The organism is Arthrobacter agilis (assembly GCF_002953615.1).
Taxonomy (GTDB): domain Bacteria; phylum Actinomycetota; class Actinomycetes; order Actinomycetales; family Micrococcaceae; genus Arthrobacter_D; species Arthrobacter_D agilis_B.
The window spans coordinates 132855-152531 of sequence record NZ_CP024915.1 but is presented as its reverse complement, the minus strand read 5'-3'; the positions used below and the strand labels follow the sequence as shown (position 1 = coordinate 152531).

General features: G+C 71.0%; 19 protein-coding genes. 8 read left to right on the top strand and 11 right to left on the bottom strand.

Annotation, left to right across the window (positions count from 1 at the left end; translation table 11 throughout):
• The coding region (locus CVO76_RS00740; RefSeq protein ID WP_208740344.1) for a phosphoglucomutase, alpha-D-glucose phosphate-specific at positions 1-1093 on the top strand (1093 nt) is incomplete at its 5' end.
• Between the two features lie 6 nt (positions 1094-1099).
• On the opposite strand, the gene CVO76_RS00735 is transcribed toward CVO76_RS00740, so the two are convergent.
• A complete protein-coding gene (locus CVO76_RS00735) occupies positions 1100-2467 on the bottom strand; it encodes an aldehyde dehydrogenase family protein (RefSeq protein WP_208740343.1) in 1368 nt (455 codons plus the stop codon).
• The gene (locus tag CVO76_RS00730) at positions 2464-3318 is read right to left on the bottom strand and encodes an SDR family NAD(P)-dependent oxidoreductase (RefSeq protein WP_208740342.1); all 855 of its coding nucleotides are present in this window, start codon (positions 3316-3318) and stop codon (positions 2464-2466) included. The genes CVO76_RS00735 and CVO76_RS00730 overlap by 4 nt, the downstream gene beginning before the upstream one ends.
• Positions 3319-3418: 100 nt before the next feature.
• Here CVO76_RS00730 and CVO76_RS00725 point away from each other — a divergent pair, with 100 nt between their 5' ends.
• Together CVO76_RS00725 and CVO76_RS00720 are read left to right on the top strand one after the other, a co-directional pair.
• Complete coding sequence (locus tag CVO76_RS00725) at positions 3419-4747, top strand: uracil-xanthine permease family protein (RefSeq protein WP_208740341.1); 1329 nt, start codon at positions 3419-3421, stop codon at positions 4745-4747.
• 59 nt (positions 4748-4806) lie between these two features.
• Positions 4807-5820 (top strand): phosphotransferase, encoded by a 1014-nt coding sequence (locus CVO76_RS00720; protein ID WP_208740340.1) that lies wholly within the window; start codon positions 4807-4809, stop codon positions 5818-5820.
• Between the two features lie 195 nt (positions 5821-6015).
• On the opposite strand, the gene CVO76_RS00715 is transcribed toward CVO76_RS00720, so the two are convergent.
• The 5 genes from CVO76_RS00715 to CVO76_RS00695 form a co-directional block, all read right to left on the bottom strand.
• Positions 6016-6843, bottom strand: a complete 828-nt coding sequence (locus CVO76_RS00715) for a glycerophosphodiester phosphodiesterase family protein (protein WP_208741896.1) — start codon at positions 6841-6843, stop codon at positions 6016-6018.
• Entirely contained in the window at positions 6821-7630 is an 810-nt protein-coding gene (locus CVO76_RS00710) for an HAD family hydrolase (protein ID WP_208740339.1), read from the bottom strand. The genes CVO76_RS00715 and CVO76_RS00710 overlap by 23 nt, the downstream gene beginning before the upstream one ends.
• Positions 7631-7700: 70 nt before the next feature.
• Positions 7701-8228, bottom strand: a complete 528-nt coding sequence (locus CVO76_RS00705; protein ID WP_208740338.1) for a YbhB/YbcL family Raf kinase inhibitor-like protein — start codon at positions 8226-8228, stop codon at positions 7701-7703.
• Positions 8229-8264: 36 nt separating this feature from the next.
• Positions 8265-9188, bottom strand: coding sequence for a carbohydrate kinase family protein (locus CVO76_RS00700; RefSeq protein ID WP_208740337.1), 924 nt, complete (start codon positions 9186-9188; stop codon positions 8265-8267).
• 74 nt (positions 9189-9262) lie between these two features.
• Entirely contained in the window at positions 9263-9745 is a 483-nt protein-coding gene (locus tag CVO76_RS00695; RefSeq protein ID WP_133080060.1) for a PGPGW domain-containing protein, read from the bottom strand.
• Positions 9746-9903: 158 nt separating this feature from the next.
• Between CVO76_RS00695 and CVO76_RS00690 the strand changes: the two genes are divergently transcribed.
• From CVO76_RS00690 to CVO76_RS00680, 3 genes are read left to right on the top strand one after another with little or no spacing between them, the layout of a single operon-like run.
• Positions 9904-10881, top strand: a complete 978-nt coding sequence (locus CVO76_RS00690; protein ID WP_208740336.1) for a ring-cleaving dioxygenase — start codon at positions 9904-9906, stop codon at positions 10879-10881.
• An 8-nt stretch (positions 10882-10889) separates the two neighbouring features.
• Entirely contained in the window at positions 10890-11528 is a 639-nt protein-coding gene (locus CVO76_RS00685) for an alpha/beta hydrolase (protein ID WP_208740335.1), read from the top strand.
• Positions 11525-12313, top strand: a complete 789-nt coding sequence (locus tag CVO76_RS00680; RefSeq protein ID WP_208740334.1) for an isocitrate lyase/PEP mutase family protein — start codon at positions 11525-11527, stop codon at positions 12311-12313. The genes CVO76_RS00685 and CVO76_RS00680 overlap by 4 nt, the downstream gene beginning before the upstream one ends.
• 24 nt (positions 12314-12337) lie before the next feature.
• Here CVO76_RS00680 and CVO76_RS00675 read toward each other — a convergent pair whose 3' ends face one another.
• Positions 12338-13150: a prolyl oligopeptidase family serine peptidase gene (locus CVO76_RS00675; protein ID WP_432206146.1), complete on the bottom strand. Its 813-nt coding sequence runs from the start codon at positions 13148-13150 to the stop codon at positions 12338-12340.
• Positions 13151-13298: 148 nt separating this feature from the next.
• Between CVO76_RS00675 and CVO76_RS00670 the strand changes: the two genes are divergently transcribed.
• Positions 13299-14408, top strand: a complete 1110-nt coding sequence (locus CVO76_RS00670) for a GTP pyrophosphokinase (protein WP_133080056.1) — start codon at positions 13299-13301, stop codon at positions 14406-14408.
• A gap of 8 nt (positions 14409-14416) precedes the next feature.
• Here the strand turns inward: CVO76_RS00670 and CVO76_RS00665 are convergent, their stop codons facing one another.
• From CVO76_RS00665 to CVO76_RS00655, 3 genes are read right to left on the bottom strand one after another with little or no spacing between them, the layout of a single operon-like run.
• Entirely contained in the window at positions 14417-15937 is a 1521-nt protein-coding gene (locus CVO76_RS00665) for a carboxyl transferase domain-containing protein (RefSeq protein ID WP_208740333.1), read from the bottom strand.
• Entirely contained in the window at positions 15934-17166 is a 1233-nt protein-coding gene (locus tag CVO76_RS00660; RefSeq protein WP_208740332.1) for a CaiB/BaiF CoA transferase family protein, read from the bottom strand. The genes CVO76_RS00665 and CVO76_RS00660 overlap by 4 nt, the downstream gene beginning before the upstream one ends.
• Before the next feature lie 46 nt (positions 17167-17212).
• Positions 17213-18577, bottom strand: a complete 1365-nt coding sequence (locus CVO76_RS00655; protein WP_208740331.1) for an SLC13 family permease — start codon at positions 18575-18577, stop codon at positions 17213-17215.
• Between the two features lie 143 nt (positions 18578-18720).
• On the opposite strand from CVO76_RS00655, the gene CVO76_RS00650 reads away from it, so the two are divergent.
• Entirely contained in the window at positions 18721-19422 is a 702-nt protein-coding gene (locus tag CVO76_RS00650) for a FadR/GntR family transcriptional regulator (RefSeq protein ID WP_133080052.1), read from the top strand.
• Positions 19423-19677 lie beyond the last annotated feature (255 nt).

Here is a 19677-nt window from a genome sequence, read left to right as displayed (position 1 = left end):
GGGTGGACTGCGGGACGTCCGGCGCCTGCCGATCGCACAGGCCCGCACCGCCGAGGGCATCGGCAGCTACGACTTCCTGCAGCAGTACATCGACGACCTCCCCTCGGTCCTGAACCTCGATGCCATCCGGTCCGCGAACGTCCACATCGGCGCGGACCCGATGGGCGGCGCGTCCGTCGACTACTGGGGCGCCATCGGCGAGCGGCACAACCTCAACCTCACGGTGGTCAACCCGACCGTCGATCCGCAGTGGGCGTTCATGACCCTGGACTGGGACGAGAAGATCCGCATGGACTGCTCGTCGCCGTCGGCCATGGCGTCGCTCATCGGACGGGCCGCCGAGTTCGACATCGCCACGGGCAACGACGCCGACGCGGACCGCCACGGCATCGTCACCCCGGACGCCGGCCTCATGAACCCGAACCACTACCTCGCGGTCGCCATCCAGTACCTCTACGCCAACCGTCCCAACTGGCGCGCAGACGCCGTGATCGGCAAGACCCTCGTGTCGTCGTCGATCATCGACCGCGTCGCCCTCGACCTCGGTCGCGTGCTGCAGGAGGTCCCCGTGGGCTTCAAATGGTTCGTGCCCGGACTGCTGACCGGCGACCTCGCCTTCGGTGGCGAGGAGTCCGCCGGCGCGTCCTTCCTGCGCCACGACGGGACACCCTGGAGCACCGACAAGGACGGCATCCTGCTGGCCCTCCTGGCCTCGGAGATCACCGCCGTCACCGGGAAGACCCCGTCGCAGCACTACACCGGGCTGACCGAGCGGTTCGGCGCGCCCGTCTACGCGCGGATCGACGCCGCAGCGACCCGCGAGCAGAAGGCGGCCCTGGGCAGGCTCTCGCCCTCGGACGTCACCGCCACGACCCTCGCCGGTGAGGAGATCACCGCCCGCCTGACGCAGGCACCGGGCAACGGCGCCCCGGTGGGCGGCCTGAAGGTCACCACCGAGAACGCGTGGTTCGCCGCGCGCCCGTCGGGCACCGAGGACGTCTACAAGATCTACGCGGAGTCCTTCCGGGGCGAGGAGCACCTGAAGCAGGTGCAGGCCGAGGCGAAGGCCCTGGTGGACGGCGTCATCAGCTGACGGGACTCAGAGGAGCCTGCGCAGCAGCCTCCTCTTGACCGGCCCGAAGGGTGGATACGCGAGGCGCAGCGTGTCCATGCGGGTGGGCTTGGAGAACACCGGCTGCACATGGCTGAAGGTCAGGAACGACTGACGTCCGTGGTAGCTGCCGGTGCCGCTCGCGCCCACTCCCCCGAACGGCAGGCCCGGCACCGCGAGCTGGATGGTGCAGGCGTTGTGGGCCAGCCCGCCCGCCTGCACCCGGTCCGTGAACTCGCGCAGGTGTTCCTCGCGGTCGCTGAACAGGTAGGCGGCCAGGGGGTGGGGCCGTGCGCCGATGAACCGGATCGCCTCGTCCAGGTCCCCGACCTCGAGGATCGGCAGCAGCGGGCCGAAGATCTCCTCCTGCATGAGCGCGGAGCCCGGATCGACATCGCGCAGGACGGTCGGCTCGATGTACCGCTCCGTGCGCTCGTGGCGACCGCCGGAGACCACGGTGCCCCCGTCCAGCAGGCCCACGAGACGGTCGAAGTGGTGCTCGTTGATGATCCGGCCGTAGTCGCCCGAGGTGCTCGGATCGCTGCCGTAGAAGTCCCGGACGGCTGTCGCGAGCGCATCGGCGAGGATCGGCGCGGCGGCCGGTGTGGTCAGGACGTAGTCGGGCGCCACACACGTCTGGGCGGCGTTGAGGAACTTCCCGTGGGCGATGCGGCGGGCGGCGGTGCGCAGGTCCCCGCCCACGACGACGGCCGGCGACTTGCCGCCCAGCTCGAGCGTCACCGGCGTGAGGTGCTCGGCCGCGGCCTTCATCACGATCTTCCCCACGCGCTCTCCGCCCGTGTAGAACACGTGGTCGAACGGCTGCGCGAGCAGGTCGGTGCTCACCTCGGCTCCCCCCTGGACGACGGCGACGGCCTCCCGGTCCAGGTACTCCGGCACGAGGCGCGCGAGCACCCGGGAGGTCGCGGGCGAGAGCTCGCTGGGTTTGAGCACCGCCGTGTTGCCGGCCGCGAGCGCCCCGACGAGCGGCGCAAGCACGAGATTCAGCGGATAGTTCCAGGGCCCGATGATCAGGACGACGCCGAGCGGGCGGGCCTGCGACCAGGCGCGGCCCGGCTGCAGCCCGCCCGGGACGGGGATCCGCTCCGGTGCCATCCAGCGGTCCAGGTGCCGGAGGGCGTAGCGCGCTTCCGCCCGGACCACGACGACCTCTGAGAGGAAGCCTTCCGTCCGGCTCTTGCCGAGATCCTCCTCCAGGGCGCCCGTCAGCTCGTCCTCGCGTTCGGCCAGCAGCCGGAGGAGCGCGCGCAGCTGCTCGCGCCGCCACCCGGCGGCACGGGTCACCCCCGTCCCGAAGTACCGGCGCTGGTCGGCGAGGAGCCCTGCGGCGTTCATGCGTCGCCTTCCTTCTGATCGGCGGGAGCACCGGGGCGTCCCGTGAAGTGCTCCATCGAGCTGTACACCCGGAAGACGCGCCCCGCGACGACGTCCCACACGGGCTGCGGCAGGACGTTGCGGAGGGTGCCGGCGAGCTGCACGGTCCACGGCAGCTGGACGCGTGCCCTGCCGGCGAGCATCCCCCGCCAGGCCCTGTCCACCACATGGTCCGGTTCCATCAGCGGAGTCATCAGGGGGCCGCGGGCTCCCTCGAACATGCCGGTCCTGATGTAGCTGGGGATGAGCGTGGTGACGGTGATCGGGGAACCGGTCGATGCCAGTTCGAGGCGCAGGGAATCGCTCCAGCCGATCACGGCCCATTTCGACGCCGCATACACGCTCATGCGGGGCACGGCGAGGGTCCCGGAGGCCGAGGCCACGTTGAGGATCCTCGCGGGCGTGCCGCGCTGCATCATCGCCGAGAGGAACGCGCGCGTGACATGCATGGGCCCCGCGGTGTTCACCCGCAGCGTGAGGTCGATGTCCGCGGCGTGGTCGTGTTCCCAGAAGTACTTCCCGCGGACGATCCCGGCGTTGTTCACGAGGACGTCCGGCACGCCGACGTCGCCGAGGACGGCATCGGCCGCCGACCGGATCGACTCCACCGACGCGACGTCGACCACGTAGCTGTGCACGGTCGCCGTGGTCGATGCCAGGCCGGCGACCACCTCCTCGAGTGCTCGCCCGTCGACGTCCCAGAGGACGACGGCGGCCGCTCCCTCCCTGGCCGCCCGTTCGGCGTAGAGCCTGCCCATGCCCCTGCCCGCGCCCGTGACCAGTACGGTGCGTCCCCGGATCGGAGATACCATCCCTCTGCCCTTCCCTCGATTCCAAGCAACGTAACATCCCGGTCACGTGCTGCGGATAGGATTTCCCGGAACCCCTCGACCATCCCCGGAAGGCATACCCATGAGCGCACGAGGAATCGGCTGGACCCTCCACGGGGACGGCAGGAACGTGACCGCGGGCGGGTTCGTCGCGCCCGAGGAACGCCTCAGCTGGCCCAGGACCATCGGCATCGGGGCGCAGCACGTCGTGGCGATGTTCGGCGCGACCTTCCTCGTCCCGCTCATCACCGGATTCCCGCCGTCGACCACACTGCTGTTCTCGGGGATCGGGACGATCCTGTTCCTGATCATCACGGCCGGGAAGGTGCCGAGCTACCTCGGTTCGAGCTTCGCCTTCATCGCACCGATCGCCGCCGCGCAGACGCAGCACGGCGCGGCCGGCGCCCTCGGCGGCATCATCATGGCCGGTGCGGCCCTGGCGATCATCGGGTTCATCGTCCACACCGCCGGCGCACGCTGGATCCAGGTGGCCATGCCCCCGATCGTGACGGGTGCCATCGTGGCCCTGATCGGCCTCAACCTCGCGCCGACGGCCAAGTCGAGCTTCGAGCAGGCTCCGCTCACCGCCCTCGTGACGGTGATCGCGATCCTGCTGGTCACGGTGCTCTTCAAGGGCATCCTCGGCCGGCTCTCCATCCTCGTCGGCGTCCTCGCCGGCTACGTCGTCGCCATGATCCGGGGCGAGGTCGACTTCGCGGCGATCCGGGACGCGGCCTGGGTCGGCCTGCCGGACTTCGCGGCGCCGGAGTTCCACCTGTCCGTCGTCGGCCTCTTCGTGCCCGTGGTGCTCGTGCTCGTGGCCGAGAACATCGGCCATGTGAAATCCGTGGCCGCGATGACCGACCGGGACCTGGATCCCCTGACCGGGCGGGCCCTGATGGCGGACGGCCTGGCCACCATGATCGCCGGTGGCGGCGGCGGTTCGGGCACCACCACGTACGCCGAGAACATCGGTGTCATGGCGGCGTCGCGTGTCTATTCGACGGCCGCCTACTGGGTGGCCGGCATCGTCGCGATCCTCCTGAGCCTGTTCCCGAAGTTCGGCGCCCTGATCGCCACGGTCCCCGCCGGCGTGCTCGGCGGTGCGGGCGTGGTGCTCTACGGCATGATCGGCATCCTCGGCGTCCGGATCTGGGTGCAGAACCAGGTCAACTTCTCCAACCCGATCAACCTGTCCACGGCAGGGGTCGCCCTGGTCATCGGCATCGCGGACTTCACCTGGACGATCGGTGATCTCACCTTCGCCGGGATCGCCCTCGGGACCGCCGCGGCGCTCCTCATCTTCCACGGCATGACGGCGATCGCCCGCGCCCGCGGCAGCGAACACGTCGCGGGTCCGGACGACCTCGAATCCAGCGACCACTGCAGCAGGCCCTCCAAGCTCGGCTGACTCCTGGGCGATGCGAGAATGAGGTCCATGCTCCGCTCCTCCATCATCCGCAGCGTCCGATGACGTCTCCCCGCGAGATCTGGGCCTCCCCCGAGTGGCGGCAGCAGGCCGAACAGTGGATCGACCTCGTGCTCGAGAACTTCGGTGTCACGCGGCTGGGACCGACGGAGCAGCCGCGCATCCGCTTCTGGTCGACCCAGCTGACCGTACCCACGGACCACGGGACACTGTGGTTCAAGGAGAACAACCTCGGGCAGCTCGCCGAGGCGTCCGTCCTGTCGCTGCTGGGTGAGCTCGCCCCGGACCACGTCGCGGCGCCCCTGGCCATCGAACCGTCCAGGGGCTGGATGCTCACCGCCGACCACGGCGCGACCCTGGACACCCTGGGCTCCGACGACCCTTCCGTCTGGGCCCGCATCACGGGCGACTTCGCCGACCTGCAACAGCTCCTCGCGCCGCACGGCGAGCGGCTCTCGCAGGCCGGCCTGGTCCTCATGAACCCGGACGTCGCCGCCAACTTCGTCGAGAACCAGCTCCTGCTCCACACGGGCCTGCCGGCCGGACATCCGCTGTACCTGTCCGCGGAGGAGGCGGACGACGTCGTCGGGCGCCTGCCGGCCATCCACCAGGCGGTCGAGGTCCTGCGCAGCGTCGCCGTCCCCCTGTCCCTCGACCACAACGACCTGCATCCGCGGAACTGCTTCCTGCCCGGGACCAGCACCGGGCCGCTGCGGTTCTTCGACTTCGCGGACTCCTACTGGGCGCATCCCTTCAGCGCGTTGCTCGTGCCGCTCACCCGGATGCGCGAACAATGGCGCACGACGCCGGACGATCCTCGCCTCCAGGCAGTGGTCACCGCCTATCTCGAGCGGTGGACCGGCTACGCTCCCCTGCCGGAGCTGCGGGCCGCCGTCGAGCCCGCCCTGGCCCTGGCCGGGGTGCACCGGTACGGTTCGTGGCTGCGCCTGCTGGTGTACGCCGACGACGACTCGATGCGCACCTACGCACCCGCCGCCCTGCACTACCTGCGGACCCTGACCGATCCTGTGCTGGCTGCCGGTACGGCGTCCTAGGGCTGCCCTCCTTGACGGCCACCACGGAGCCGTGGGAGTGTTCTACAACGATGTAAAGACCGTTTTCAGCGGGCAGCGGGTAGCTGCCCGCACCTACCAGACTCGGTGGACCGGCAGGGGGCGCGATACCCCGGCCGGCGCGCCGATACCGAAGGAGCCCGGTTGCGGGTGTGGCCGCGACCGGGCTCCTGCACGTCAGGCCGGACGCCCCTGGGGCCAGGCGGACCGAGCGGCCATGCACGCGGCGAGGACATCGGCGGCGTCGGACACGAGGCCGTCGGCGCCGAGATCCAGCAGCCGGTCCATCTCCGTGCGCTCGTTGACGGTCCAGACGTGGACCTGCAGCCCGCCCGCCCGGCAGGCGCGGAGGAAGCGGCCCGTCACGACGCGCACGCCGCGGTACGTCTCGGGGACCTGCAGCGCCTGCACCCGCGCGATGCGCGCGACCGCACCGGCCAGCCCGAGCGGCGCGAGCAGCTTCACCAGGGTGTTGACCGCCATGCCGGCGGAGGACGCCGTCGGCCTCCCGAGCAGGCGCAGCACCGCGAGCCGCCGACGGTCGGAGAAGGACGCCACCAGCACGCGGTCATGGACCCCCAGACGGTTGACGAGCTCGGCGAAGGGTCGCACGCAGTCATCGCTCTTCACGTCGATGTTCAGGCGCAGCCGGGGCCACCGGACCAGGACGGCCTCGAGGGTCGGGATGCCGCCGTGTCCCCCGATGGACAACGCCCCCAGGTCCAGCGCCGTGCGCGCCGCGATCGGTCCGCCGACGCCGGCCACCCGGTTGAGGTCCCCGTCGTGGAAGACCATCACCACGCCGTCGCTCGACGCGCGGACATCGATCTCGAGATAGCCGAAGCCGAGGCCCACGGCGCGTTCGAAGGCGGCCATCGTGTTCTCCCCGCCGTCGGGCGCGAAACCGCGGTGGGACAGCGCGAGCGGGAGGCTGCCCGGTCGCAGGCCGGACCGGTTGTCGAGATAGGGGAAGCGGCCCGCGTCAGGCCGTACGAAGCGCCGCAAGCCGTTCCTCCAGCACCTGTGCCACGCCGTCCTCGTCGAACGGAGGCGCCACGAGGTTCGCGGCGGCGAGGGCGTCGGGGTGCCCGGAGGCCATGGCATACCCCTGCCCCGCCCAGCCGAGCATCTGGACATCATTGGGCATGTCGCCGAACGCCACGACGTCGGCGGCATCGATGCCCCGCGCCGCGGCGTAGCCGGCGAGCGTCACGGACTTGTCGATGTGCGGCACCGTCATCTCGAGCAGCGCGATGGTGGGAGCGGAGTGCGTCGTCGAGACGAGGTGGGCGACGGCGGGGCGGACGGCCGCCAGGAAGTCGTCGGGTGAGACGTCCCGCTCCCGGGACAGGAACTTGACGACGTCCTCGCCCGGCAGGGACTCCTCGAACGGCTGGGCGGTGATCCCGCCGAGCAGCTCGGAGGTGGCGGCGTCGCCGAAACCCGGCTCGAGGTGGAAGCCGGACACCGTCTCGGCCGCGAAGGTCGCCGCCGGGAAGAGCCCCCGGATGATGTCGCGTGCGGCGAAGACGTCCTCGGGCTTCAGGAGCTTCGCGTCGAGGACGCGCTCCGCCTCGAGGTCGTACGTCAGGGCGCCGTTCGAGCAGATGACCGTCCCGGTGTGGCCGAGCTGGTCCCGGAGCGGCTGCAGCCAGCGCGGCGGGCGGCCCGTGACGAACACGACGTCGACCCCGGCCTCGACGCACGCGCGGAACGCCCGGACCGTCCGTTCGCTCATCCTGCCGTCGTGACCGATGATGGTCCCGTCCATGTCGCTCGCCACGAGGCGCATCGCTGACTCCTTCGTTTCCTGGACTCCCACCCTACCGGCGGCGCGGGGCCCACCCGCCGGATGGCCACGGCTACTGCTCGAACGTGCCGATCAGCCGGGCGCGGCCGAGAGTGTGCGAGAACAGGGCGAACCCGAGCGAGGCGGGCGTGGCGTCCGCGGGGACGCCCAGCGACTCGACGTCCACGGCGTGCACCACGACGTGGTAGTGGTGCGGGCCATGGCCCTCGGGCGGGGCGGCGCCGATGAAGCCGGCGAATCCGGCGTCGTTCCGGAGCTGCACCGCACCGTCCGGGAGCAGTCCGGAGCCCTCCGTGCCGGCCCCGGCGGGCAGCGACGTGGTGGTGACCGGCAGGTCGGCGACAGCCCAGTGCCAGAATCCGCTGGCCGTCGGCGCATCCGGGTCGTAGACCGTCACCGCGAAGCTCCTGGTGCCGTCCGGGAAGCCGCTCCAGCCCAGCTGCGGGGATTCGTCCCTGCCGCCGGCCCCCATGACCCCGGATGCCTGCGCGGTGCCGAGCGGCTCCTGATGCGTGATGTCCTCGCTGGTCAGCTCGAACTCGGGTACCTGCGGAAGGTCTGCGTAGGGGTCGCGGGTCATCGGTGTGCTCCTGGAGGTCGTCATGGCTCGTTCGGGTCAGGCCCGGCGCGCCATCTCGTCCCGGGTGGGCGGATTGGCGCCCGCACGGGAGACGGTGATGGCCGCGGCCCGGGCCGCGTACTGCAGCAGGTCCGTCAGCTGCCCGAGGTTGATTCGGCGCAGCTCGTCCCGGCGATGGGCGCCGTCCAGTTCGAGATCCACGAGATATCCCACGAGGGCCGCCATGAAAGAGTCCCCGGCACCCACCGTGTCCACGACGCTCGTCGGGGGTGCGGGCACGGACACCTGGCCCGCGCGGCACAGCGCCCACGGACCCTTCGATCCGCGGGTCACGACGACGACGGCGGCTCCGGCCTCCAGCCAGGCCCGCGCCGACTCCTCGGGGGTCCGATCGGGATAGAGCCACTGGAGGTCCTCGTCGGAGGCCTTGACGACGTCCGCGAGCCCCACGAACCTCTCGGCCTGGTCCCGGGCGAAAGCCGCGTCCCGGATGATGGTCGGCCGGCAGTTCGGGTCGTAGGTGACGGTGGCGAGCGGGTGCGCGGCCGTCACCAGCGCCAGGACGTCGTCGGCCCCCGGGGCGAGCATGGTCGCGATGGAACCGGTGTGCAGGAGGGTGGTCCCGTCGAGGAGCCTGTCCTTCTGCCCGGCGAGGCCGGGCAGGTCCCAGACCAGCTGGAAGTCGTACGCCGCGCCGCCTGCGGGGTCGAGGCGCGCGGTGGCGACGCTGGTGGGCGAGCCGTCGGCTTCGACCGGGAAGGGCACCGAGTTGTCGCGGAGGTGCTGCTGGATCATGCGGCCGTACTCGTCGTCGCCGTACCTGCCGACGAACTGCGCCGGGTGGCCGAGCCGCGCGAGCCCGACGGCCACGTTCATGGGGCTTCCGCCCACGTGGGCGCGCATGGACGCGGTGTCGCTGACGACTTCGTCGATGAGGGTTTCCCCGATTACGGTGAGCACACCTTCAACGTACCAGCCCCGGTGCGTCACCCGGCCGGAGGCTCTTCCCTGTCGGGGACGCCCCGGACGTGGCCCTACTCGGCGTCCGTCCCGACGGGTGAACGCCTCGCCGGCACCGGCCGCCCCCGGAAACGCCGCACGCTGTAGGCGATGAGGGCGAGGGCTATCAGGGACGAGGCGATGAGGCTGACCCCTGTACCGGACCCGCCGAAGAGCCACCACCTGTCCTCGAGGAACCACCAGGACGGAACGCCGGGTTGCAGGATCCACACGACCCCGAGACCCATGATCACGAAGGCACTGAGGCAGCTCGCCGCGATGCGTGGGATCGTCTTCACCCCCAGCGCAGCGGCGTGGTAGGCGCTCTCCTTGAGGGGCTTCAGATACCGGCGCGCCCAGTGGTACTGCTGCGAGAGGACGGCGAGGCCCGCGGCCAGCATCAGCAGCCCCGGTCCGGGCAGCACGAGGGCGGCGATTCCGAGCACCACGAGGGTCCACCCGAGCACCTCGATGCCGGTACGGCGGACCCAGCCCCGGACCCGCTCTCTCGCTGCCATGCACACAGGATGACACAGGACGCCGGACACACACGACGCTCAGCAGGCTGCCTACCGTGTACAGGGCCGGGCCGTGCGGGAGGGAACAAATACCGATATACATGCGTTTGCATGGACATACCGGCGCACGTGGACCGGTCGCTACCAAGGAGGACACTGTGACTGCACGAACCGAAGGCCTTCATCACGTCACCGCGATCGCCGGTGATCCCCAGAGGAACATCGACTTCTACATCAGGGGACTGGGGCTGCGCCTCGTCAAGAAGACCGTGAACTTCGACGATCCGGGCACGTACCACCTGTACTACGGCGACGAGGCCGGCCGTCCCGGTTCCCTCCTGACCTTCTTCCCCTGGCAGGGCATCCGCAGCGGACGCGTCGGCAGCGGCCAGTCCACCACCACCGCGTTCTCCGTTCCGCAGGGCACCCTCGGCTGGTGGCAGGAGCACTTCAAGGCCCTCGGCGTCGAGTCGACCGTCTCCCGCGCATCCTCCGAGGAGGAGCGCCTCTCGCTCCGCGACCCCGACGGCCTGCAGATCGACCTCGTCGCCTCCTCCGTCTCGGACCCCCGCAATCCCTGGGACTCCGCGTCCGTCCCCGCCGAGTACGCCGTCCGCGGCCAGCACTCCTCCGTCCTGACCGTGCAGGACCCCACCCGCACCCTCGAGACGCTGACGCGCGATCTCGGCATGAACGTCCTCGCCGAGAAGGACGGCCACTACCGCCTGAGCACGCACGACGGCGAACCCGGCACCGTGGTCGACGTCGTCACCGATGCGCGCGGCGAACGCGGGCTCGTCGCCGGCGGCACGGTGCACCACATCGCCTTCCGTGTCCCCGACCAGCAGACGCAGGAACTCTGGCGCCAGGAGCTCGCCGAGCGCGGCTACGGCGTCACGGCCATCCTCGACCGCCAGTACTTCACCTCGATCTACTTCCGCGAACCCGGTGGAACCCTCCTCGAGATCGCGACCGACACACCGGGCTTCGACATCGACGAGCCGCTGCTGGAACTGGGCCGCTCCCTGAAGCTGCCGCCGTGGCTCGAGCCGAACCGCGAGGCGATCTCCGCCGCCGTGGCGAAGATCGAACTGCCCGGGGAGAACAACCCGGCCATCCAGGCCTTCGTGAAGTAGGTACGGACATGACCACCACGCATCCGTGGCCGCACCTGTTCGGTGCAGGAGCAGCAGGCACGCCGGTGCTCCTGCTCCTGCACGGTACGGGCGGCACCGAGCACGACCTCCTTCCGTTCGTCGACCGCCTCGCGCCCGGCGCCGGCTACCTCGCACCGCGCGGACCGGTGCAGGAACATGGCATGAACCGCTGGTTCCGGCGCTTCGGCGAGGGCGTGTTCGACGTCGACGACGTCGTCCGCCGCGCCGGCGAGCTCGCCGGATTCATCGACTGGGCGCGGGAGCACTACGGCATCACCGACCGCCCGCTCGTCGCGGTGGGCTTCTCGAACGGTGCGAACATCGCGCTCGCCGCCGCGCTGCTCCACCCGGCCGTGGTCGCGGACGTCGTCGCGTTCTCCGGCATGTACCCGCTGGAAGGACGCACCATCGAGGCCGATCTCTCGGGCACGGCGGTCGCCCTGTTCAACGGGACCGCGGATGCCATGGCCCCGACCGACAGCGTGATCCGCGTCGGTTCGATCCTCGAGAGCCGCGGCGCCGAAGTAGACCGGAACGTCCGCGAGGGCGGTCACGGGATCCACCCCACCGAGATGGACGGCGCAGCCGCCTGGATCAGCTCCCACACGCAGAAGGCAAGGCAATGACCGAAACACGCACCGATACCGCCGCGAAGGCCACCACGCTCGCCCGGCTGCACTCCGCCCCGGAGATCCTCCAGGTCGTCAACGTCTGGGACGTCATCAGCGCGAGGACGATCGCCGGTATCCCGGGCACGACGGCGCTCGCCACGGCGAGCCACTCCATCGCCGCGTCGCTCGGCTACGAGGACGGCGAGAACATCCCGCTCGACGAGATGATCACCGTCGTCGGGCGGATCGCCGCCGCGACGGACCTCCCGGTCTCCGCCGACCTCGAGGCCGGCTACGGAGACCCCGGGGACACGGTCCGCAGGGCGATCGGCGTCGGGATCGTCGGCGCGAACATCGAGGACCAGATGCGACCGCTGGCCGACGCGATCACGCAGATGGAGGCGGTCCTGGCGGCCGGGACGTCGGAGGGTGTCGACTTCGTGCTGAATGCGCGGACGGATGCCTTCGTGAAGGGGGGAGACCGTGATCCCGCGGACGTCCTGGCCGACGCCGTCGAACGGGGCAGGGCGTACCTCGACCTCGGCGCCACCACGGTCTTCGTGCCCGGCCTGCTCGACGAGCAGGCCGTCACCACCCTCGTGGAGGCCTTCGGCCCGCAGCGCCTCAGCGTCATCAACGTACCCGGCAGCCTCGCACCGTCCCGCCTGCAGGAACTCGGCGTCGCCAGGATCTCCTACGGACCCTGGACCCAGCGCGTCGCCCTGACCGCACTGGCGGATTCCGCACACGAACTGCTCGCCGGCGGCACCCTGCCCGAGGGCACGCTTCCCCTCAACTAGGGAGCGCCGCGACCCGGACCCCGGTCAGCCGGGTGCGGGCAGTCCGGAGGCGGCCGCGTCGTCGAGCAGTTCGACGACGCGGTCCCAGTCCTTCGATCCCGGGGTGATGACGGCGAAATGGTCGCCGGGCACGAGGGACAGTCCCGCCGTCGCGCCCGCTGCCGTCGCCGCCCGCACATAGCTCTCCGCCTGGCTGAGCGGCACCGTGGTGTCCTTCTCCCCGTGCACCGCGTAGACGGGGACGTCGAGCGGGACGGCGGTCATGGGGTCCGCGAGCCGGTAGCGCTCGGGGTCGTCGGGTGCACCCAGCAGGTTCTCGACGGCGCCGTCGCCCAGCCCCAGTTCGCGGGCCTCGCGAAGGTCGAGCACACCGGCCTGGCTGACGACGGCGGTCAGCGGCACCCCGGGCGTCCCGGCCCCGGGAGCCCCGGCCGGCAGTGCGGCCCTCCCCGCCGCCCACACCGCGAGGTGCCCGCCCGCGGAGTGTCCCAGCGCCGTCGTCGAGCCGAGGTCCAGCCCGTGCTCGTCCGCCGCGCGGGCCAGGTGGTCGATACCGGCGGCCACGTCCTCGAAGGTGGCGGGCCAGCCCCCGCCGTCGCCCGCCCGTCGGTACTCGAGGTTCCAGCAGGCGTAGCCGCGTCCCACCAGGTCCTGCGCGAGGGGCTCGCCGAGCTCCGCGCCGTAGGTGGAGCGCCAGTAGCCGCCGTGGATGATGACGACGACGCCGCGCACTGCCATCCCGGCGGCAGGCAGATGGAGGTCAGCGAACTGGCTCGGATGCCCGCCGTAGTGATAGCGCTGCGGCACCGCGGCGCGGGCCCTGGTTGCCGCCCTGATGCCGCAGGCGGCCAGGACGCCCGTACCGGCGGCCGTCAGCAGCGCGAGCACGGAGCGCCGGCCCACGGGGTGTCCTCGATCCACAGGGGAAGCCTAACCGTCGTCCCGGTTGGCTACGATGAAGACTCTTCGTGGAAAGGCACGGTTCATGGGCGCGTGGGATGATCTCGACGAGCGGTTGCGGCCTGCCGTCGAAGCGCACACGCGTGAGTACGAGCGCGTGCGGCCGGCCCTCGACCGCGTCACGGTCGCCATGCGCGACAGCATCGCCGCGATCTTCGACGGGACGGACCTGAACCCGCTCTTCGTCACGGCGCGCACCAAGACCGTCGAGTCCTTCCGTGACAAGGCCTCCCGCACCCTGCCCTCCCCCGAGGCCGGTGCACCGCCCGTCCTCGTGTTCCCCGATCCGCTGCGCAACCTCACCGATCTGGTGGGCGTACGCATCATCACCACCCTTCCGCACGAGGTGGACCTCGCCGCGAACCTGCTCAAGCGGCAGCGCCACGAGTTCGACTGCCGGGGCGACCGCGAGAAGGACATCGGATCCATCGAATCCGGCACGTACGGCTACTCCAGCCGCCACCTCATCATGCGGACCATCCACAGCGAGGTCGTCCGGTCCTTCCAGCAGGCCGTCGACCCCGACACCAGGGCCGCCGGGAGCTACCTGTTCGAAGTACAGGTACGCACCGTGCTGGCACACGCCTGGTCGGAGATCGAGCACGACATCCGGTTCAAGGCGTCCAACCCGAAGGCATGGAGCCCCTACTTCGACCGGCAGTTCACCGGAACGGCGGCCATGCTCGAGACCGTGGAGTCGGCGTTCGCCGAACTCCACGAGCGCTACGAGACCGTGACCGGGTTCTGGGACGAGGAGGGCGAGGGCAGCGCCCCCCTGACGCCCAACCGCATCCGCGACATCTGGCAGACGCTCCTGCCGCACGTGGACCGGAAGTCTGACGACAACTGGGGCTGGGCGGCCGAACTCCTCGCGGCCCACGGCCTGAAGACGACCCTGGAACTGGTGTCCCTCCTGCAGGCGGGCACCATCACCACGGTGCGCAAGGCGCTGGACCACCGGTACTCCCCCGGGCCCGACCGGCTCCTCGACGACATGCTGCTCTGGCACTACGGCGAGCGGCACATCGACCTCACGGCAGAGGCGCGGGACGCGGAGAGCACGCCCCGACGTGACAGCCTCCAGCGCCGGTACCGCCAGATGGAGATCTACCGCAGCCAGCACCCCGGCGCGTAGCCGGCCGCCTAGCCCTCCGCCCCGGCTCCCGCCCGGTATTTCCCGGCACGCCGCACCAGACGGTCGCCCGCGGGGAGCTCCTTCACCCGGGCCAGCTCGTACTCGATGGCGACCGCCATCCGCTCGCAGAAGGCCCTGCCCTCCTCGGCGGCGTCGGGCCGCTCGTCGACCACGTGGTCGACGACGCCCCGGTCGACGAGGGCGGCGACCTTGACGCCCTGCGCCTCGGCCATCTCGGGGGCGCGGTCGACCGTGCGGTGCACGATGGCGCTCGCACCCTCCGGCGGCAGCGGCGACAACCAGGCGTGCTCGGCGGCGATGGTGCTATCGGCCGGCAGCAGTGCGAGCGCGCCACCCCCGGCACCCTGACCGAGGAGCACGGAGACCGACGGCGACGCCAGCCCGATGAGATCGTGCAGCGAGCGGGCGATCTCGCCCGCCAGCCCGCCCTCCTCCGCCTCCTTCGACAGATCCGCGCCCGCGGTGTCGATCACCGTGAGCAGGGGCAAACCGAGTTCCTCGGCGAGCTTCATGCCGCGTCGCGCCTCGCGCAGCGACGCCGGCCCCAGTCCGGACTCCCCCACGAGGCGCGGCCGCTGGTGCCCGAGCACGATGCAGGGCTGCCCGCCGAAGCGTGCCAGTGCCAGGAGGAGCCCGGGATCCTTCTCCCCCTGGCCCGTGCCGTTCAGCGGCAGGACGTCCCGCGCCCCGTAGGCGAGCAGCCGGCGCAGATCGGGACGCCGGCGGTTCCGCGAGACGAGGATGGAGGTCCAGGCGTCGCCGCCGCCGGGCCGGGACGACACCGTGGACGGCGCGTCAGGCGCCGTCGGGCTGCCCGCGAGCAGCACGCTCAACGCCTTGTCGACGATCCCCGCGAGGTGTTCGGGCGGCACCACCGCGTCGATCAGACCCTTGTCGAACAGGTTCTCCGCGGTCTGCACCCCGCTCGGGAACGGCCGGTCGTACAGCGCCTCGTAGACACGGGGGCCGAGGAAGCCGAGCAGCGCCCCCGGCTCCGCGACGGTCACGTGCCCCAGGGAACCCCAGGACGCCATGACGCCGCCGGTGGTGGGGTGCCTGAGGTAGACGAGGTACGGCAGCCCGGCCTGCCGGTGCGCCCGCACCGCGCCGGTGATGTCCACCATCGACAGGAACGCGGGCGTCCCCTCCTGCATGCGGGTCCCGCCCGACGCCGGTCCGGCCAGGAGGGGCAGCCGCTCCCGGGTGGCCCTGAGGACCGCCGAGGTGATCCGGTGTGCTGCGGCGGCGCCGATCGATCCGGCGAGGAACGTGAACTCCGAGACGATGACGGCCACGCGCCGGCCGTGGATGAGCCCCTCGCCCGTCAGCACGGATTCGTCCGCCCCGCTCTTCTCCCTGGCCCGGTGCAACTCCTCCCGATAGGACGCCGCGATCCCCGGGTAGGCCGCCGGGACCGGCGTGTCCCAGGACGCGAACGATCCGGTGTCCAGCACGGCCTCGATGAGCTCCCGTGCCGTGAGGTGCCGGACCGGCGCCGACGCCGTCACGCTCCGGTACCTCCCGGGACGGACCCCGAGAGCCAGGCGCGGATGGCGTCCCCGTCGCCGTCGAGCAGGGGCGGCGCCGTGTGGCCGGTGAGGGTGGTCTCGGCGTCGCCGTCGAAGAACCGCAGGGGCGGCCCGGGCAGGGCGATGTCGCCGAGGACGGGGTGCTGGACGGTCAGGAGCAGCCCCTGCGAGTGCACCTGTTCCCAGGCGTAGACCTCGTCGAGGGTGCGGACCTTGCCCGCCGGGATGCCGGCATCGTTGAGCTTCGCCAGCAGGGGTTCCGCCTCGTAGGCCGAGAACGCGTCCTCGACGACGCCGATCAGCTCGTCGCGGTTGCGCACGCGGTCCGCGTTGGTCGCGAACTCGGCGCGGCCCGCGTCGAGTCCGAAGGCGGCGGTGAAGGTGGCCCACAGCTTCTCGCTGCCCACGCTGATCTGGACCTTCCCCCCGCGGCAGTTGAACAGGCCGTACGGGGCGATCGAGGGGTGGTGGTTGCCCTGGGCGCGCGGCACCTCGCCGGCCACCGTGGTGCGTGTGCCCTGGAAGGCATGGACGCCGATGATCGCGGCGAGCAGCGACGTGCGCACCACCTGCCCACGGCCCGTCCGCTCCCGTTCGAGCAGGGCCGCGACGGCACCGTACGCCCCGTACATGCCGGACAGCAGGTCGGCGATGGGGACCCCGACGCGCTGGGGGTTGTCGGGATCGGGCCCGGTGACGGACATGAGGCCGGCCTCGCCCTGGACGATCTGGTCGTAGCCGCTGCGCCTGGACTCGGGGCCGTCGTGCCCGAACCCGGTGATGGAGAGGATGACCAGGCCGGGGTTCAGCTCGTGCATGGCATCCGTGGAGAACCCGAGCCGGTCGAGGACCCCGGGCCGGAAGTTCTCGACCACGACGTCGGCTCGGCGCAGCAGTTCCGTGAGCACCGCCCTGCCGTCGTCGCTCTTGAGGTCCAGCGCGATCGATTCCTTGTTCCGGTTGCAGGACAGGAAGTAGGTGGCCTGGCGGTCGTCCTCCGGGCCGACGAAGGGCGGACCCCAGCCACGGGTGTCGTCCCCGGTACCCGGTGTCTCGACCTTGATCACGCGGGCGCCGAGGTCACCGAGCATCATGCCGGCGTGCGGCCCGGCTAGTGCCCGGCTGAGGTCGACGACGAGGCGCCCGGACAGTGGACCGCCGCGCTCCCCGCGCTCGCTCCCACTTCGTTCCTGTGGTGCGTCGCTCATGTTTCCTCCGGGTGGTTCGTGCGGTCTGGTCGGACGGGTGGACGGCTCAGAGCCAGCCGGGCACCACGAGGACGAGCCAGGCGATGATCGGACCGGCGACGACCACGAGGGCCCCGTACCCGAGGATCTGCTTGTAGAAGCGGTCCTTGTCCGTGTCCTCGGGGGCGTTGGCGAGCACGAGTGCGCCGTTGGTGGAGAACGGCGAGACGTCCACGATCGTCGAGGACACGGCGAGGGCGCAGACGACGCCGACCGCACTCACGGCGCCCGTCTCGAGGAACGGGATGGCCAGCGGGATCAGGGCTGCGAGGATGGCCGTCGACGAGGCGAAGGCGGAGACGACGGCGCCGATGTAACAGATGAGCAGGGCGGCGAGCAGCGGAGCGCCGAGTCCGGCGACGCCGTCGGACACGTACTCGATGGTCCCCGCCTCGGTGAGCACACCCACGAACGTGAGCATCCCGCAGATGAGCAGCACGGTGGACCAGGCGATCTTGTTGACCGCACCGCTCTGGGCCTTGGGCGAGATCAGCGCGAGGAGGACGGCGACCGTGATGGCGACGAATCCGACGTCGACCTGGAACCCGAGGGCGATCACGGCGAGCGCGATGAGGCCGAGGATGGTGGCGGCCTGCGAGATGCGGTCCTCGCGGGACTTCACGGCGACGGCGCCGTCGCCGGCGGGGTCACGCGGTCCGTAGGTGCCGCTGCCGGTGCCCTTGTAGGCGACGTCGGCCCTGCGGGCTCCCGGGCTGGCGTTCAGGCGGGCCTCGGCGGCCTCCTCGACGAAGTGGGAGATGCGCGAGGACAGGAGCGTGCGGCCACCGAGGACGATGAAGAGGACGACGGCGATCAGCAGGTTGAAGATGAAGCTCGACAGGAACACGGCGAGCGGGCTCGACTCGAAGCCGGACTCACCGACGATGTCGTTCACGATCACCCCGTACACCGCGATGGGCGAGAAGCCGCCGGCCTGTGCGCCGTGGACCACCATCATGCCCATGAGCAGCGGTGAGATCTTGTGGCGTGCCGCGAAGCCGAGTGCGACGGGCGCCATGATCGCGACGGCCGCGGGACCGAGCGCGCCGACGGCGGTGATGACGGCCGTGATGAGGAACATGACCCACGGAATGAGTGCCACGCGGTTGCGGACGAGCTTCACGGCCCCCTGCACGAGCAGGTCGATGGTGCCGTTGTTCTGGGCGATGGCGAACAGGTAGGTGACCCCGACGAGGGTGAGGAACAGCCCGCCGGGGAACTCGGCGATGATGTCGTCGGTCTCCATCCCCAGGACGACGGCGCCGAGCAGGAAGGCCCCCACGAAGGCGAGGGCTCCCATGTTGATGGGCAGCAGGGTGGCTATCAGGAACATCGCCGCAAGGATGATGATCGATAGGAGTGGAGCGGACATCATTATCCTCCAGCGGGCGACGGACGGTTCGACGAGCCTGTGATCTGAGTTACAGGACTACTGGCCTAGCCTGTAGGAGAGTGGGTGTCCCTGTCAATCGTTCACCGGTAGCATGGGCCCACCACTATCCGGGGAGAACAGGGATGACCGACGCCGTTGATCCGCAACCCTTGGGGCGCCTTGCGCGTCCTCGACTGTACGAACAGCTGGTCGAGCAGCTGCTGGGCTACATCGAGTCCGCGAGGCTCCGCCCGGGAGACCTCCTCCCCGCGGAGCGGGATCTCGCCGAGCGCCTCGGGGTCTCGCGGGCGACGCTCGCCCAGGCGCTCGTGGCCCTCGAGGTCCTCGGTGTCATCGACGTCCAGCACGGCACCGGTGCGGTTCTCCGGCACCGCGCGAGTGTCGCGAGCGTCATCAAGGGGCTGCGCGAGCACCGGAGCCGCCTGCCCGACATCGTGGAGGCCCGCAGCACCCTGGAGGTGAGGCTCGCGGCCCTGGCAGCCGAGCGGCGCACGGACGCCGATCTCGCGGCCATCGACGACGCGCTCCGGACGATGCAGGCGGAGATCGACGACGGCGACCGCGGCGCCCACGGCGACGAGCTGTTCCACCAGGCCGTGACCGGGGCCGCCCACTCCCCCGTGATGGCGCAGCTCATGGCGTTCATCGGCGAGATGGTCCTCGAGACCCGCCTCGAATCGCTCGCCCAGCCGGGCAGGCCGGAGCAGTCGCTCGTATCGCACAGGGGTATCGCCGAGGCCATCCGGGCGCGGGACGCCGCCGCGGCCGCCGATGCCATGCAGCGCCACATCGAACTCGTCTCGGACGTCGCCCTGCTGCAGTAGCAGGCAGCGGCCCGGCCGGCAACGACGACGGCCGGCCCCTCCCGGGAGCCGGCCGTCGTCCGGGTGCCTGCGGCGGGAGGTCAGGCCTCCGAGACCTGCGCCGCGAGGTTCGCGAGCGTGGAATCCAGCGCCTCCCGCGGCACGGCCGGGAAGCCGATGGTCTTCAGGAGCTCCTTGTCGGTCACGGCGGACCAGTCGTAGCTCACCGACACCTCGGTGGAACCGGGGCCGGAGGGCTGCAGCTCCCAGATCCAC